Raw genomic sequence first — 16,055 nt, 5'->3', positions numbered from 1 at the left:
TAGAAAATGAAGAGTGGAGTATTTGGAATATTAAAAGCAAGATTTCTGCTAAATGATGATGCGGTAAAGAATTGGCGATTCATTGTTTTTATAATTCTGCTGGCAATTTTGATGATTGCAAATACACAGCGTTATGAACAAAAGGTTTTTGAAATTGCAAAATTAAATAACGAAGTAAAAGAATTAAGATCAGAGTTTGTAGATCGACGTTCAGAATTGATGAAGTTAAAAATGGAGTCAACAATATCGGATAAGATGCTCGAAAAGCAAATTTTTCCCTCAACAGTTCCTCCAGTGAAAATAGAAGTTAAAAAAGAAGAAGAAAAAAGTTTCTTTAAAAGAATATGGCAGTAGACGATAAACATATATCCTACAGAATTTACCTCGTAGCAGTTTTCATCTTTTTGATGGCAATTGCTATTGTTGTTAAATTGACCAATATTCAATGGGTTGAAGGAGATTACTACCGAAAATTAGCAAAACAGCGTACCGTTAGAAATTTTGTAATTCCAGCAAACAAAGGAAATATTTACTCTGCTGATGGAAGTTTATTAGCAACTTCAATTCCGAATTATGAGATTCGTTTTGATGCTAAAGCTCCAAAAACAGAAACTTTTGAGAAACATGTAAAAGCATTATCAGATTCGCTTGTAACAGTTTTAGGAAAATCTGGAAGTTATTTTGAAAAAGAATTACGAAAAGCCAGAGCAAATAAAAATCGTTATTATTTGATTGCTAGAAATTTAAGTTATACCGAATATGTGAAAATAAAAGGTTTTCCATTATTCAATTTAGGCGCTTTCAAAGGGGGGATTATTGTTGAGCAAGAAACAGTTAGAAAACATCCGATAGGGAAAATTGCTGAAAGAACAATTGGATATGACAGAATTGATCCGGCAACTGGAGTTGAAGTAGGAAAAGGAATCGAGTGGGCTTTTAAGAATTATTTGAACGGAAAAGACGGGAAAATCTTAAAACAAAAAATCGCAAAAGGACAATGGAAACCAATTCGTGATTTGAACGAAGTTGATCCTATTGATGGTTATGATGTTATTTCGACAATCGACGTTTTTATTCAGGATATTGCACATCACGCTTTATTAAAACAATTAGAAGACTACGAAGCTGATCATGGTTGTGTGGTGGTTATGGAAACAGAAACGGGACATGTAAAAGCAATTTCGAATCTGGGAAGAGCTGAAGATGGGTCGTATTATGAAACCACAAACTACGCAATTGCAGAATCTCAGGAGCCAGGATCGACTTTTAAACTAGTTGATTTAATGGCAATTCTAGAAGATAAAGTAGCTGATACAAGTACCGTTTATGACAGTCATGGCGGTGAAATTAGATATTATGGCCGTGCTGTTCGTGATTCGCACAGAGGAGGATATGGGAAAATTACATTAGCTCGCGGATTTGAACTTTCGTCAAATACAGTAATGGTTCAGGCTGTTTATGAGAATTACAAAAATAACCCGTCTAAGTTTGTAAACCATATTAACAGTTATGGATTAAATAAGACATTAGGATTGCATTTTAAAGGAGAAGGAAGACCTTATATTCCGCAGCCTGGAGACAAACACTGGTCAGGAATTTCGCTTCCTTGGATGGCTTTTGGTTATAATGTTTCGGTTACGCCAATGCAGACTTTAGCCTTGTATAATGCCGTTGCAAATAATGGTGTAATGGTAAAACCGCAATTTGTGTCGGAAATAAAAGAATGGAATAAAACGATTAAAAAGTTTGATGTTGAAGTAATAAATCCAAAAGTTTGTTCGCCTGAAACCATAAAAAAGGTGAAAGCAGTTTTAGCAAACGTGGTAAAAAAAGGAACGGGTTCTAAATTGTATTCGAAGGATTTTTCGATGGCAGGAAAAACAGGGACGGCTCAGGTGAATTATGGCGGAAAGGAAGGTAAGTCTGCTATGTATTATGCGTCCTCTTTCGTTGGATATTTTCCAGCAGATCATCCTAAATATTCGTGTATTGTAGTGGTTCATAAACCAAATACATCTAGAAATAATTATTATGGAGCAGACGTTGCAGGGCCGGTTTTTAAAAGAATTGCTCAAAAAATATTTACAGACGCACCATCAACAAATAAGATTAAACAGCTTGATTCTAAAATCGCAAAGCAGGAAAGCAGTTACGATAAATACGATGTAGAATCAAATAAAAAATCGAAACAAATTCCTGATTTAAAAGGAATGCCGGGAATGGATGCAATTGCTTTACTTGAAAATTTAGGTTTAAAAGTGAAAGTAACAGGAGTAGGAAAAGTTAAGAATCAATCGATTCAAGCGGGACAAAATATTAGTAAAAACTCAATTATAGTATTAGAATTATCGTGAAAATACTAAAAGACATATTATACAAAGCAGCGATTGAATCTGTTATAGGTTCAACAGAAACAGCTATTCATAAAATTGAATTTGATTCGCGTAAAGTTGAGGCAAGCGATATTTTTGTGGCAATTCGAGGAACACTTTCTGATGGTCACGATTATATCAATAAAGCTATCGAGTTAGGAGCTGTTGCTATTATTTGCGATACGCTTCCTGAAACAACTCAAAAAGGAATTACTTATGTTCAGGTAAAAGATACCAATACGGCTTTAGCTTTTATGGCGGCGAATTATTTTGAAGATCCGTCGGCAAAATTAAAACTGGTTGGAGTAACAGGTACGAATGGTAAAACAACCATTGCATCATTATTATTTCAATTGTTTCAAAAGGCAGGTTTTAAAGTTGGTTTGTTATCAACTGTAAAAATAATGGTAGATGCAACGGAATATCCAGCAACGCATACAACGCCAGATTCAATTACAATCAACCATTATTTAAATGAGATGGTTGAAGCTGGAGTAACGCATTGCTTTATGGAAGTGAGTTCACACGGAATTCATCAAAAACGTACAGAAGCATTGCATTTTGTTGGTGGAATTTTTACGAATCTTTCACACGATCACCTAGATTATCATCCAACTTTTGCAGAATACAGAGATGTGAAAAAATCATTTTTTGATTCTCTGCCAAAAACAGCTTTTGCTTTATCAAATATTGATGATAAAAATGGAACTGTAATGCTGCAAAATACAGTTGCAAGAAAATTTACTTATGCTTTAAAAACATATGCAGATTTTAAAGCAACAATATTAGAAAGCCAATTATCAGGATTATTGTTAAAAGTAAATGACAATGAAGTTTGGGTAAAACTGATTGGAACTTTTAATGCTTACAATGTTTTAGCTATTTACGGAACAGCTGTAGAATTGGGTATGGATAGCCTTGAAGCGTTGCGCTTATTGTCTGATTTAGAAAGTGTTTCAGGTCGTTTTCAATATATTGTTACCGATTCTAAAATCACAGCAATTGTCGATTATGCACACACACCAGATGCTTTAGAAAATGTTTTAAAAACAATTGAAGACATCCGTACTAAAAACGAGCAATTGATTACAGTTGTGGGCTGCGGCGGAAATAGAGATAAAACAAAAAGACCAATTATGGCAAAAATTGCTACTGATCTTAGTGATAAAGCAATTTTAACATCAGATAATCCTAGAAACGAAGATCCTGAAGTGATTTTGGACGAAATGGAAAAAGGTGTAGAAGCACATAATTACAAGAAAATATTAAGAATTACTGATAGAAAACAGGCTATAAAAACGGCTTGTCAATTGGCTCAGCCAAATGACATTATCCTAATTGCAGGAAAAGGTCATGAAACCTATCAAGAAATAAACGGAGTTCGTCATCATTTTGACGATATGGAAACCGTAAAAGAAATTTTAGATCAACTAGCAAAGTAAAGTTTAAACGGTTAATTGGTTATTCGTTTAATGGAGTAATTATTAAATGAACAATTAACGAATCAGCAAACCAACGATTAAACAAATAAACCACGATATATGTTATATTATTTATTTGAATATTTTGACAAAACACTGGATTGGCCAGGAACAGGAGTTTTTCAGTACATCACTTTTAGATCAGCTTTGGCTTTTATGCTGTCGCTGCTTTTATCAACGATTTACGGAAAAAGAGTTATTAACTTCTTGCGTAATCAGCAAGTAGGAGAAACAGTTCGTGAGCTTGGTCTTGCTGGACAAAATGAAAAAGCAGGAACACCTACAATGGGAGGTTTGATTATCATTTTTGCAACCTTAGTTCCCGTTTTGTTATTTGCAAGACTGCACAACATTTACATCGTATTGCTTATTGTAACTACGCTGTGGATGGGTACAATTGGTTTTGTTGATGATTATATCAAAATATTTAAAAAAGATAAGCAAGGACTTAAAGGTATTTTCAAAGTTATCGGACAAGTTGGTCTTGGTATTATAGTAGGTGCGGTTCTTTATTTTAATCCTGCGGTTACAGTTAGAACAGATACTGGAAGAGCAGATATTTTTAAAGTAAATGCAAGTACCGCTGTGGTATTGCCAGCTCCTGCTGAGGAAAAATCTACTGCAACAACAATTCCGTTTGTAAAAAATAACGAATTTGATTATGCAGAAGTTTTGTCATTTTTAGGAGATGGATATGAAAAATGGGCTTGGTTAGTATTTATTCCGGTAGTAATTTTTATTATCACGGCAGTTTCTAATGGAGCTAATTTAACAGATGGAATAGATGGTCTTGCGGCCGGAACCTCTGCGATCTCGGTCCTCGCCCTGGGAATTTTTACGTTTGTTTCGGGTAATATTATTTTTTCTAATTATTTGAATATAATGTATATACCCAATTCAGGAGAAATGACTGTTTTTATCTCTGCTTTTGTTGGGGCGCTGATTGGTTTTCTTTGGTATAACTCCTATCCCGCATCTGTTTTTATGGGAGACACTGGAAGTTTAACAATTGGAGGAATCATAGCCGTTTTAGCAATTGCAGTTCGTAAAGAAATATTGATTGTTTTGTTCTGTGGAATTTTCCTAGCAGAAAGTGCTTCAGTAATTATTCAGGTAGCTTATTTTAAATATACAAAAAGACGTTTTGGAGAAGGTCGAAGAATTTTCCTAATGTCGCCATTGCATCATCACTATCAGAAAAAAGGATACCACGAAAGTAAAATCGTTACAAGATTCTGGATTGTTGCAATTATGTTAGCCATATTATCAATCATTACTTTAAAACTAAGATAGATGAGATTGGTAGTGCTAGGAGGAGGAGAAAGCGGAGTTGGAACTGCGATCCTCGGGAAGAAAAAAGGTTACGATGTTTTTGTATCTGATTTCGGAAAGATAAAAGAGAGTTATAAAGAAGTTCTTATTATAAATAAAATTCCTTGGGAAGAAGAACAGCACACTGAAGATTTGATTCTGAATGCTGATGTGGTGATGAAAAGTCCGGGAATTCCTGAGAAATCTCCGATAGTAAAAAAGCTGATCGCGGCAGGAATAAAAGTGATTTCGGAAATTGAATTTGCATTTCCATTTACAGAAGCAATGACAGTGGGAATCACGGGAAGTAACGGTAAGACAACAACAACAATGTTGACTTATCATTTACTAAAATCGGCTGGGCTCAATGTAGGTTTGGGAGGAAATATAGGAAAGAGTTTTGCCTGGCAGGTTGCCGAAAATAAATACGATGCATATGTTCTTGAATTAAGCAGTTTTCAGCTGGACGGAATTATAGATTACAGACCGGATATTGCGATAATAACAAATATAAGCCCGGATCATTTAGATCGATATGAATATAAATATGAAAATTATATCAATTCGAAGTTCCGAATAACAATGAACCAGACTGAAAGTGATTATCTCATTTACGATGCAGATGATGAAGCAAGTGCAGAATGGTTAAAGAACAACAAAACAAAAGCAAAATTAATTCCTTTTTCATTGACTCAGAAATTTGATGAAGGGGCTTCTATAAATAACAACAAAATGGAAATAAAGATCAACCAAGAAGAGTTTACAATGGAAACAGAACACATTGCGTTAGAAGGAAAACATAACATGAAAAACGCAATGGCAGCAAGCTCCGTAGCAAAATTGATGCAGATTAGAAATGCAACAATTCGCGAAAGTTTATCTAATTTTCAAGGTGTTGAGCACCGTTTAGAAAAAGTATTAAAAATTCAGAATGTACAATATATCAACGATTCAAAAGCAACAAATGTAAATGCTACTTTTTTTGCTTTAGACAGTATGAATGTTCCGACAGTTTGGATTGTTGGCGGCGTTGATAAAGGAAATGATTACAACGAATTAATGTCATTGGTTCGTGAGAAAGTAAAAGCAATTATTTGTTTAGGAATTGATAATCGTAAAATTATTGATGCTTTTGGAAACGTTGTTGATATTATGGTCGAAGTTAATAATATGAACGATGCTGTAAAAACAGCACAAAGATTAACAGAAAAAGGAGATGCTGTTTTATTGTCTCCAGCTTGCGCAAGTTTCGATTTATTCGAAAATTACGAAGATCGTGGAAAGCAATTCAAACAAGCAGTGCACAACTTGTAGAAAATAGTTTAAAGTTTCAGTCCTGATAGCTATCGAGATTGAAACCCGAAACAAAAGAAACTTGAAACAAAACAACAATGAAGGAGTTAGTTAACAAACTAAAAGGAGATAGAGTAATATGGTCATTCGTGGCTCTGTTGGCGTTGTTTTCATTTATGCCGGTTTTTAGTGCGAGTAGTAATTTGGCGTACATAGGTCACGGAACTGGAAATACATTGGGTTATTTGGTTAAACATTTAGCGCACGTTTGTATTGGTTTTTTGATTATTTACTGGGTTCACAAAGTACCGTATCATTATTTTAGAGCAATTTCTAAAGTGGCGCTTCCAGTAGTTTGGTTGTTATTATTATACACCTTGTTGAAAGGAACTGTAATTGCAGGAGCAAATGCAAGTCGTTGGATTCAGGTGCCGTTCATTGGAATTACATTTCAAACATCAACATTAGCGGCAAGCGTTTTGTTTATTTACGTGGCTCGCTATTTGTCGAAAACTAAAGAAGAAAACGAGCCGTTTCAAACCTCGTTTATTCAGCTTTGGGTTCCAGTTTTTATTACTCTGGCGCTTATATTACCAGCTAACTTTTCGACCACAGCGTTGATTTTTTCGATGGTTATGATGTTAACGTTTATTGGTAAGTATCCATTAAAATATATTGGATTTATCATTGGTTCAGGAATTGCAATGTTGGCTTTTTTCCTTTTGGTGGCAAAAGCATTTCCAGATTCTCGATTCTTCAGCAGGGTATCAACTTGGGAAAGTCGTATTATGAACTTTACCACTGACAAACCAGATGAAGATGATTATCAAATTGAGAAAGCAAAAATTGCAATAGCATCAGGAAGATTAGGCGGATTAGGACCTGGGAAAAGTGTTCAAAAGAACTTCTTGCCGCAATCATCTTCAGATTTTATTTATGCGATTGTAGTAGAAGAATATGGTTTAGTGGGAGGAGTTTCGATATTGGTTCTTTATTTATTGTTGCTATTCCGATTTGTGATTGCATCGCATAAAGCAAATACGTTATTTGGAAAATTAGTCGTCGTCGGTCTCGGGTTTCCCATGATATTTCAAGCAATGATTAATATGGCGGTTGCAGTAGAGTTACTGCCGGTAACAGGACAAACGCTTCCGCTGATAAGTTCTGGAGGAAGTTCGATCTGGATGACGTGTTTCTCACTTGGAATTATTATAAGTGTAACCAAGAAAGACGAGGAGATTGCCGAAGAAATGGAGGAGAAAGAAAGACGAAAAGAAGCGCTTCAAAGATTAATTGATAAAGAATTGGCTGAAGAAAATTTAGCTGTTGATGAAAAAGAAGTTTATCAAGATGAAGAAATGTATTCAATTGAGGATAGTTCAAAAAATCCAATGAATGCAGTTTTAAACAAATAAATAGGATAAAATAGTTTATAATAATAGCTATTAAAAAATATGACAAAGTATAAATTCATACTAAGCGGAGGAGGGACAGGAGGACATATTTATCCTGCAATTGCGATTGCAAACGAATTAAAATTACAATTTCCTGATGCTGAATTTCTTTTTGTGGGCGCCAAGGATAAAATGGAGATGCAAAAAGTACCGCAGGCAGGTTACGAAATAAAAGGTCTTTGGATTGCTGGTTTACAAAGAAAGTTAACATTGCAAAACATGATGTTTCCTTTAAAATTGGCTTCAAGTTTATTAGAGTCAAGACGAATTATTAAAAAGTTCAAACCAAATGTAGTTATTGGAACTGGTGGTTTTGCCAGTGGTCCATTGTTGCAGGCAGCTGGTTCAGCAGGGATTCCGACAGTAATTCAGGAACAGAATTCTTTCCCGGGAATTACGAATAAATTGTTGAGCAAAAAAGCAAATGCAATTTGTGTGGCCTATCAAAACTTAGAAAGATTTTTTCCAAAAGAGAAAATTGTTTTGACAGGAAATCCAGTTCGTCAGGATTTAATTGATATTGAAAGTAAGCGTGATGAAGCGATTGTGTTTTATGGTTTAGATTCGAACAAAAAAACATTGTTGGTTCTAGGTGGAAGTTTAGGTGCACGAAGAATCAATCAATTAATTGAAAAGGAATTGCCAAACTTTCTTTCGCAAGATGTTCAGGTAATCTGGCAGTGTGGAAAGCTATATTTTGAAGAGTATAAAAAATACAATCAACCAGGTGTAAAAGTGGTTGATTTCATTGAAAGAATGGATTTTGTATACGCTGCTGCAGATGTGATTATTTCAAGAGCAGGAGCATCATCAGTTTCAGAATTATGCATTGTTGGAAAGCCGGTAATTTTTATCCCGTCGCCGAATGTAGCTGAAGATCATCAAACTAAAAATGCACAAGCTATTGTAGAGGCTAAAGGTGCAATTTTATTGAAAGAATCTGAATTGGATAATGAATTTAGCATTGTTTTTGAAGCGCTACTGAAAGATGAAGGAAAACAAAAACAATTGAGTGTAAATATTAAAAAGCTTGCAATGCCAAAAGCAACAAAAGATATTGTGGCTGAAATTGTCAAGTTAATTAAATAATAAACCGAGGTGAAGGCTTAAAGCCTATAGCTTAATGCTTAAAGCAAAAAGAAATGAATTTAAATCAAATACAAAACGTTTATTTTATTGGTATTGGAGGCATCGGAATGAGTGCCCTGGCCCGCTATTTCAAATATATTGGGAAACAGGTTTCTGGTTATGATAAAACGCCGTCAATGCTTACAAGTGAATTGATTGAAAGCGGTATAGATATTCATTTTGAAGATAATATTAATTTAATTCCAGCAAATTATCATGTAGAAAATACATTGGTAATTTTTACGCCTGCGGTTCCTAAATCGCATTCGGAGTGGAATTATTTTATTGAAAGAAACTACGAAATTAAAAAGCGTGCGGAGGTTTTAGGAATCATTACTAAAGACACTTTTAGTTTTGCAGTTGCAGGAACACATGGTAAAACAACAACGTCTAGTATTTTAGGACATATTCTATACGAAAGTGGTGCTGATGTTACAGCATTTGTGGGCGGAATTGTAGAGAATTACAACTCTAATTTAATCGGTACGGGAAAAACAGTTACTGTTGTTGAAGCAGACGAATTCGATCGTTCGTTTTTGCATTTACACCCAAATATTGCCTGCATAACTTCTATGGATGCAGATCATTTGGATATTTATGGAACAAGTGAAGCTATTGAAGCTTCGTTTGTAGAATTTGCGGCTAAAGTGGAAGACAAGAATAATCTGTTTATAACTAAAGAATTGCCTCTTGAAGGCGTTCAATGTGCTATAAACGAAGATGCTGTATATAAGGCATATAATGTTAGAATTGAAGATGGAGCTTATGTTTTTGATGTGCAGACGCCATCAGAGATAATGAAAGATCTTCATTTTGGACTGCCTGGTAAACATAATTTAATGAATGGGTTAATGGCTATTGCGATGGCAAAAACTTATGGCACCCCGACCAGTGCTATCACAAAAGCCATTGCTTCATTTAACGGAATCAGAAGACGTTTTTCTTATCAGATCAAATCGGATAAGTTGGTTTATATAGATGATTATGCGCATCATCCAACTGAAATTAATGCTGTTCATCAGGCGGTTAGAGAATTGTATCCTGGGCGAAAAGCTTTGGCGATTTTTCAGCCTCATTTGTTTAGCAGAACAAAAGATTTTGCTGACGGATTTGCCGAAAGTCTTTCTCAGTTTGACGAAGTGTTTTTAATGGATATTTATCCAGCACGCGAATTACCGATGGAAGGGGTTACGTCGCAATGGTTATTGGGTAAAATGACAAATTCGAACAAAAAAATTGTTGCAAAAAATGATTTATTAGCGGAAATCAAAGCCAGTGATGCGCCAATAATTGTAACAATAGGAGCTGGAGATATTGGAGAGATGGTGCCGTCAATCAAAAAAATGCTGCATGAAAATATTTAATTGGACAAATATTCGATTAATACTAATTTTTGGATTGGTACTTTTTTTATATTCTTTCGCACAACATCGAAATGGGGAGCGAAAATTAAAGAAATCTGAGGTCGTTTTTGTAGGAGAAAATACGCTTTTTGTTAAGCCGGAAACGGTTAATAAATTGTTGATAGAAAATAAAAGAGACGCTTCCAGTATTAGAAAAGATGAGTTAGATTTGAATAAGATTGAAAAAACTCTTGATACGCAAGACATGATTGAAAAGTCAAATGTTTTTGTAAGTATCGATGGTGTTCTAAAAGCGGTAGTAAAACAGAAGACAGCCATAGCAAGAGTTTATGATGGTGATCAGTCTTTTTATATTGACTATGAGGGTGGTAAAATGCCTTTGTCAGACAATTTTACTGCTAGAGTTCCTCTTGTTTCAGGGGCAATAAATGAAAAAAATAACGAAGATTTAGCTGCTTTATTTCGCACGATTTATGACGATGCGTTTTTGAAAAAAAACATCATTGCAATAGAGATTATGCCGAATGGCAGCCTAAAAATGTTTAATAGAAATTATAATTACTTCATCGATTTTGGCAGAATGATGAATGTTGATAAAAAATTTAGAAACTATAAAGCCTTTTTTCAAAAAGCGGTTTTGGATAGTTCGTTATATAAATACAATAAAATTGACCTTAGGTTTACGGAACAAGTAGTTTGCACAAAATAATAGAAAATGGAAAAAGATAACATTGCAGTAGGTCTAGATATTGGAACAACAAAGATAGTTGCCATGATAGGCAAGAAAAATGAGTATGGAAAGCTTGAAATTTTAGGTATTGGTAAATCTAAAAGTTTAGGAGTTGCGAGAGGAGTTGTAAACAACATTACGCAAACTATTCAATCAATTCAGCAGGCTATACTTGAAGCAGAAAACAATTCAGGTTATAAAATAAAAGATGTTGTTGTGGGTATCGCTGGACAGCACATCAGAAGTATTCAGCATACAGATTACATCAGCCGTAATAATCCAGAAGAGGTAATTGGAGAGAAGGATATTCAGCTTTTGATTGATCAGGTAAATAAATTGGCGATGCTGCCGGGTGAAGAAATTATTCACGTTTTACCACAGGAATTTAAAATTGACGGACAATCTGAAATTAAAGAGCCAATCGGAATGTACGGCGGAAGATTAGAATCTAGTTTTCACGTTGTAGTTGGTCAAGCGTCTTCAATTAGAAATGTGGGACGCTGCATTCAAAGTTCAGGAATCGAATTGTCTGGATTAACATTAGAACCGTTAGCTTCAGCAGATGCGGTTTTAAGTCAAGAAGAAAAAGAAGCTGGTGTTGCGTTAATCGACATTGGAGGCGGAACAACAGACTTGGCTATTTTTAAAGACGGAATTATTCGCCACACAGCTGTAATTCCTTTTGGTGGAAATGTAATTACAGACGATATTAAAGAAGGTTGTTCGATTATCGAAAAACAAGCTGAACTTTTAAAAATAAAATTTGGATCAGCTTGGCCGGGAGAAAATAAAGACAATGAAATTGTTTCTATTCCAGGTTTAAGAGGCAGAGAACCAAAAGAGATTTCGCTTAAAAACTTGTCTAAAATTATTCATGCACGTGTTGTGGAAATTGTAGAACAGGTTTTTGCAGAAATCAAAGCTTACGGACACGAAGATCCTCGTAAAAAGTTAATTGCAGGAATTGTTCTTACTGGAGGCGGTGCTCAATTAAAGCATATTAAACAATTAGTAGAATATATTACTGGAATGGATACCAGAATAGGATATCCAAACGAGCATTTAGCTGGAAATTCAAGCGAAGAAATTTCAAGTCCATTGTTTGCAACAGCTGTTGGTTTAGTAATGAACAGTATTGAAAACAGCACACAAAGCGCCGTTAGGATGGAAATTGTAAACGAACAGCCAAAAGTAGTTTACAGAAATGTTCCTCCACCAGTGCAGCGATACGAAGTAGAAGAAAATTACGTTGAAAGAGTAGAAACTATTGAAGATACTCGAGAAACAGTAAGCAGAGTTGAAAAACCTGAATCTACAGAAACAAAAATTAGAAGATCATTTTTTGATAGATATGTCGACAAAATCAAAGATTTTTTAGACAACGCAGAATAATAAAAGAAAAGGATTACTCTTTGCCCCAAGCCAAGAAGTAAAAAATGTATTAAATAAGAATTTCAAAAACCAAAAAGATGATGAGCAACTCAGAATTTGGAAGTATTTCATTTGATTTACCAAAAAACCAATCAAATGTTATCAAAGTAATAGGTGTAGGTGGAGGTGGTAGTAATGCTATTAACCACATGTTTAAACAAGGTATTAAAGGCGTTGATTTCATCGTTTGTAATACCGATTCACAAGCGCTGCAAAACAGTTCAGTGCCTAACAAAATTCAGTTAGGTATGAATTTAACAGAAGGTCTTGGAGCAGGTGCAAATCCTGACGTAGGACAGCAGTCTGCTATTGAAAGTATTGCCGATATCGAAAAAGTATTGGATCGTGGTACAAAAATGGTATTTATCACTGCAGGTATGGGTGGTGGTACTGGTACAGGTGCTGCTCCAGTAATCGCGCAATTAGCAAAAGAAAGAGAAATCCTTACGGTGGGTATCGTGACAATTCCGTTTCAATTTGAAGGGAAAGTACGTCAGGAACAAGCACTTTTAGGAATCGAAAAATTACGTAAACAAGTTGACTCTTTGATCGTAATTAATAATAATAAATTAAGAGAAGTTTACGGAAACCTTGGTTTCAAAGCTGGATTCTCTAAAGCCGATGAAGTTTTAGCAACTGCCTCTAGAGGTATTGCCGAAGTAATTACGCACCACTATACTCAAAATATCGATTTACGTGATGCTAAAACAGTTTTAGCAAACAGTGGAACCGCTATAATGGGTTCATCTGTGGCAGAAGGTGAAAATAGAGCTAAAGATGCGATTATATCAGCATTAGATTCACCATTATTAAATGACAATAAAATTACAGGTGCCAAAAACGTATTGTTGCTTATCGTTTCTGGATCTAATGAGATAACGCTTGACGAAATTGGTGAAATCAATGATCATATTCAAGCAGAAGCGGGTTATAACGCTAATATTATCATGGGGGTTGGTGAAGACGAAACTCTTGGTGAAGCTATTGCAGTAACTATTATCGCTACTGGTTTTGATGTTGAACAACAAAATGAAATCGTTAATACAGAGCCAAAAAAAATAATTCATACGTTAGAAGATGAGCAAAGAAGTGTTCATAATTTAACAAATAAAACACTCGCTTCTTTTGATTTGAATGCAGATACACCTATAGCAAAATCAGAGGAAAAAGTTATTTTTGATTTAATGGACGATACGGATACGGTTGCTCCCGTAAATGAAATTCCAGCTGCTCCTGTAACAACGCCAACAATTAATCAAGAAGAATTGGTAGTAATGTCAGAGTTTATTAAAAACCTTGATGTAACTTTTGAAATTGTTTCGCCGATTACAGATATTGATTTCAAAATTTCAACGCCTGCAGCAGAAATTGTTCAAGAAGTAAAACCTGTACAACAAAGAACATTTGAGAAAGAAGAACAAACGACTTTTTCTTTTGATCTTCCTCTTTTTAGATCAGAGCCTGAAGTTAAAAGAGAGCCGGTTGCTGAGCAGGAATCAAAAATTATGTTTGAGTTGAGTAATGAAACTCGCAACATTAAAGTAAATGATCCTGTGCAATTTGTGCCGGTAACTGAACTTTCAGATAAAGGTGTGATAAAATATTCTTTAGAAGAATATATGGAAGTTGAGAATGACTTAATGTCTTCAAAACCTGTAGAAAAAGTAATCGAAGATGTGGTTCCTGAAGAATTGAATATTACTTTGAAGCCAAGAGTGGATTTTGCAACAGATGCAGATTATACAACGACTTCAGAAGTTTCTCCAATGGAATTAACAATTGAAGAAACATTACGTTTAAGAGCTGAAGAAAGAAGAAAGAAACTAAAAGAGTTTAATTATAAGTTTCATAATAATGTTTCTAGAATTGATGAGTTGGAAAAAGAACCAGCTTATAAGAGATTAGGAATTGATTTGTCAAATAATCAATCTAATAATACTAATTCTAGAATTTCAGTTGGAACAGATAGTAATAATGATCTTCAATTACGTTCAAATAATTCATTTTTGCACGACAACGTAGATTAATTTTACAATTATAATATTAGGGTAACCCGAAAATTGGATTTAATTTTCGGGTTATTTTTTTTATCTTCGCACAGAATTTAGAAATTTGACTTTTCAATAGTACTTTTAAAACAATATTGTCACCCTGAGCGTAGTCGAAGGGCTTCTTGTTAGGAAGGGCTTCGACTAAGTTTATCCTGAGCGAGGACGAAGGACTCAGCCTGACAAACTAGAAATATTAGTTAAAATAAAAAACACTTAGTTAATAGATCAATTTATAAGCAATCGCTTATTCACATAAAAAATAAAAGATGAGTTTACAAACACAAATCATGGACGAGATAAAAACGGCCATGAAAGCGAAAGATACTGTAGCGCTAGAATCATTAAGAGCAATTAAATCGGAGTTGTTGTTAGCTTCGACAGCTTCGGGATCTAAAGAAGATTTATCAGAAGATGAAGAAATTAAATTACTTCAAAGATTAGTAAAAACTCGTAAAGAGAGTGCTAGAATTTTTACGGAGCAAAATCGTCCTGATTTAGCTGAGCCAGAATTAGCTCAAGTTGCAGTAATCGAGAAGTTTTTACCTGCGCAGTTAAGCGAAGAAGAAGTAGAAGCTGTAGTAGCAAAAATTATTGCTGAAACTGGAGCTTCAGGAATTGCTTCAATGGGTAAAGTTATGGGATTAGCATCTGCTCAATTAGGAGGAACTGCTGAAGGAAAAACCATTTCTACTATTGTGAAGAAACTATTATCTTAAAATTCCAATTATAGAAATTCCAAATTCCAATTTTAAGTTGGAATTTGGAATTTAAAAAATAAACATTTTGACCTCGTAGTTCAACTGGATAGAATATCAGATTTCGGCTCTGAGGGTTGGGGGTTCGAACCCCTCCGGGGTCACTATAAGTCTTTATTATAAAGGCTTTTCAAAGGTTTTAGTTAACATTTAGTCAACAAGTTTGATTTTGTGTGATTAAAACTTTCTTGGTTTTATTAAAAAATGAACTCTGCATTTTTAAAGTTAATAAACAGGTGCAAATATCTGCATTGTTATATATGTCTGATGCAATGATATTTGATAATAATGGTCTCGTAAGTGATAAACCTAAAATTTTTACAATGCTACTATGATAATACTTTAGTATTATTATAGTAAATATTACCACAAGAAAATATTTTTGTTTACCTACTACTTTTGAAAAGTAGCTTAAAGAAATTAATATCTATATTTGCATGAGGACTTTCTGTCTTAAAACGTTTTATGTGGTATTTTTTGCTATGAGTTTTTAAGATGATAAGAGTGAGCGATTACTCGGGTTAATTTAATACTTGATATTTATGATATTAAATAAGAAAGTGTTGTTTGATGTATTGTGTAAAGTAGCGAGCTTGCTTTCTGCATTATGTTCAATCATTAAATTTTTCATGTCTAAGTAAACTTGAAAAACTTTAAACCCGATACTGGAAAAACCGGTCAATTT

General features: G+C 34.4%; 12 protein-coding genes and 1 tRNA gene. All 13 read left to right on the top strand.

The genetic code is table 11. The features are described from left to right. Positions 1 to 6: 6 nt before the first annotated feature. The 13 genes from B0A75_RS14080 (at position 7) to B0A75_RS14020 (ending at position 15,474) form a co-directional block, all read left to right on the top strand. Positions 7 to 354 carry an FtsL-like putative cell division protein gene (locus B0A75_RS14080; protein ID WP_089054919.1) on the top strand — a complete coding sequence of 116 codons (348 nt, stop codon included), beginning with the start codon at positions 7 to 9 and terminating at the stop codon, positions 352 to 354. Continuing rightward, positions 345 to 2,354 carry a penicillin-binding protein gene (locus B0A75_RS14075; RefSeq protein WP_089054918.1) on the top strand — a complete coding sequence of 670 codons (2,010 nt, stop codon included), beginning with the start codon at positions 345 to 347 and terminating at the stop codon, positions 2,352 to 2,354. Before B0A75_RS14080 ends, B0A75_RS14075 begins: the two co-directional genes overlap by 10 nt. Continuing rightward, entirely contained in the window at positions 2,351 to 3,814 is a 1,464-nt protein-coding gene (locus B0A75_RS14070; RefSeq protein ID WP_089054917.1) for a UDP-N-acetylmuramoyl-L-alanyl-D-glutamate--2,6-diaminopimelate ligase, read from the top strand. The genes B0A75_RS14075 and B0A75_RS14070 overlap by 4 nt, the downstream gene beginning before the upstream one ends. A 99-nt stretch (positions 3,815 to 3,913) precedes the next feature. Beyond that, the gene (mraY, locus tag B0A75_RS14065; RefSeq protein ID WP_089054916.1) at positions 3,914 to 5,146 is read left to right on the top strand and encodes a phospho-N-acetylmuramoyl-pentapeptide-transferase; all 1,233 of its coding nucleotides are present in this window, start codon (positions 3,914 to 3,916) and stop codon (positions 5,144 to 5,146) included. After that, positions 5,147 to 6,478 carry a UDP-N-acetylmuramoyl-L-alanine--D-glutamate ligase gene (gene murD / locus B0A75_RS14060; RefSeq protein WP_089054915.1) on the top strand — a complete coding sequence of 444 codons (1,332 nt, stop codon included), beginning with the start codon at positions 5,147 to 5,149 and terminating at the stop codon, positions 6,476 to 6,478. It abuts the gene before it with no gap. Between the two features lie 77 nt (positions 6,479 to 6,555). After that, on the top strand, positions 6,556 to 7,872 hold the full coding sequence (locus B0A75_RS14055) for an FtsW/RodA/SpoVE family cell cycle protein (RefSeq protein ID WP_089054914.1): 1,317 nt from the start codon (positions 6,556 to 6,558) through the stop codon (positions 7,870 to 7,872). A 39-nt stretch (positions 7,873 to 7,911) separates the two neighbouring features. After that, entirely contained in the window at positions 7,912 to 9,000 is a 1,089-nt protein-coding gene (murG, locus tag B0A75_RS14050) for an undecaprenyldiphospho-muramoylpentapeptide beta-N-acetylglucosaminyltransferase (RefSeq protein ID WP_089054913.1), read from the top strand. 53 nt (positions 9,001 to 9,053) lie between these two features. Continuing rightward, positions 9,054 to 10,403 (top strand): UDP-N-acetylmuramate--L-alanine ligase, encoded by a 1,350-nt coding sequence (gene murC, locus B0A75_RS14045; RefSeq protein ID WP_089054912.1) that lies wholly within the window; start codon positions 9,054 to 9,056, stop codon positions 10,401 to 10,403. Continuing rightward, positions 10,390 to 11,112: a cell division protein FtsQ/DivIB gene (locus B0A75_RS14040; protein WP_089054911.1), complete on the top strand. Its 723-nt coding sequence runs from the start codon at positions 10,390 to 10,392 to the stop codon at positions 11,110 to 11,112. The genes murC and B0A75_RS14040 overlap by 14 nt, the downstream gene beginning before the upstream one ends. A 6-nt stretch (positions 11,113 to 11,118) precedes the next feature. Next, positions 11,119 to 12,525 carry a cell division protein FtsA gene (gene ftsA / locus B0A75_RS14035; protein ID WP_089054910.1) on the top strand — a complete coding sequence of 469 codons (1,407 nt, stop codon included), beginning with the start codon at positions 11,119 to 11,121 and terminating at the stop codon, positions 12,523 to 12,525. Between the two features lie 77 nt (positions 12,526 to 12,602). Continuing rightward, positions 12,603 to 14,591, top strand: a complete 1,989-nt coding sequence (gene ftsZ, locus B0A75_RS14030) for a cell division protein FtsZ (protein WP_089054909.1) — start codon at positions 12,603 to 12,605, stop codon at positions 14,589 to 14,591. A 290-nt stretch (positions 14,592 to 14,881) separates the two neighbouring features. After that, on the top strand, positions 14,882 to 15,331 hold the full coding sequence (locus B0A75_RS14025; RefSeq protein WP_089054908.1) for a GatB/YqeY domain-containing protein: 450 nt from the start codon (positions 14,882 to 14,884) through the stop codon (positions 15,329 to 15,331). A 69-nt stretch (positions 15,332 to 15,400) separates the two neighbouring features. Then, positions 15,401 to 15,474, top strand: a tRNA-Arg gene (locus B0A75_RS14020). Positions 15,475 to 16,055 lie beyond the last annotated feature (581 nt).

Source organism: Flavobacterium oncorhynchi (genome assembly GCF_002217355.1).
Lineage (GTDB): Bacteria > Bacteroidota > Bacteroidia > Flavobacteriales > Flavobacteriaceae > Flavobacterium > Flavobacterium oncorhynchi.
This window is presented reverse-complemented; position numbering and strand designations above follow the sequence as displayed.

Bases quoted from the DNA above. Each gene is read 5' to 3' on its own strand.
- B0A75_RS14080 (WP_089054919.1), top strand. From the start codon at position 7: ATGAAGAGTGGAGTATTTGGAATATTAAAAGCAAGATTTCTGCTAAAT.
- B0A75_RS14075 (WP_089054918.1), top strand. From the start codon at position 345: ATGGCAGTAGACGATAAACATATATCCTACAGAATTTACCTCGTAGCA.
- mraY (WP_089054916.1), top strand. From the start codon at position 3,914: ATGTTATATTATTTATTTGAATATTTTGACAAAACACTGGATTGGCCA.
- murD (WP_089054915.1), top strand. From the start codon at position 5,147: ATGAGATTGGTAGTGCTAGGAGGAGGAGAAAGCGGAGTTGGAACTGCG.
- B0A75_RS14055 (WP_089054914.1), top strand. From the start codon at position 6,556: ATGAAGGAGTTAGTTAACAAACTAAAAGGAGATAGAGTAATATGGTCA.
- murG (WP_089054913.1), top strand. From the start codon at position 7,912: ATGACAAAGTATAAATTCATACTAAGCGGAGGAGGGACAGGAGGACAT.
- murC (WP_089054912.1), top strand. From the start codon at position 9,054: ATGAATTTAAATCAAATACAAAACGTTTATTTTATTGGTATTGGAGGC.
- B0A75_RS14040 (WP_089054911.1), top strand. From the start codon at position 10,390: ATGAAAATATTTAATTGGACAAATATTCGATTAATACTAATTTTTGGA.
- ftsA (WP_089054910.1), top strand. From the start codon at position 11,119: ATGGAAAAAGATAACATTGCAGTAGGTCTAGATATTGGAACAACAAAG.
- ftsZ (WP_089054909.1), top strand. From the start codon at position 12,603: ATGATGAGCAACTCAGAATTTGGAAGTATTTCATTTGATTTACCAAAA.
- B0A75_RS14025 (WP_089054908.1), top strand. From the start codon at position 14,882: ATGAGTTTACAAACACAAATCATGGACGAGATAAAAACGGCCATGAAA.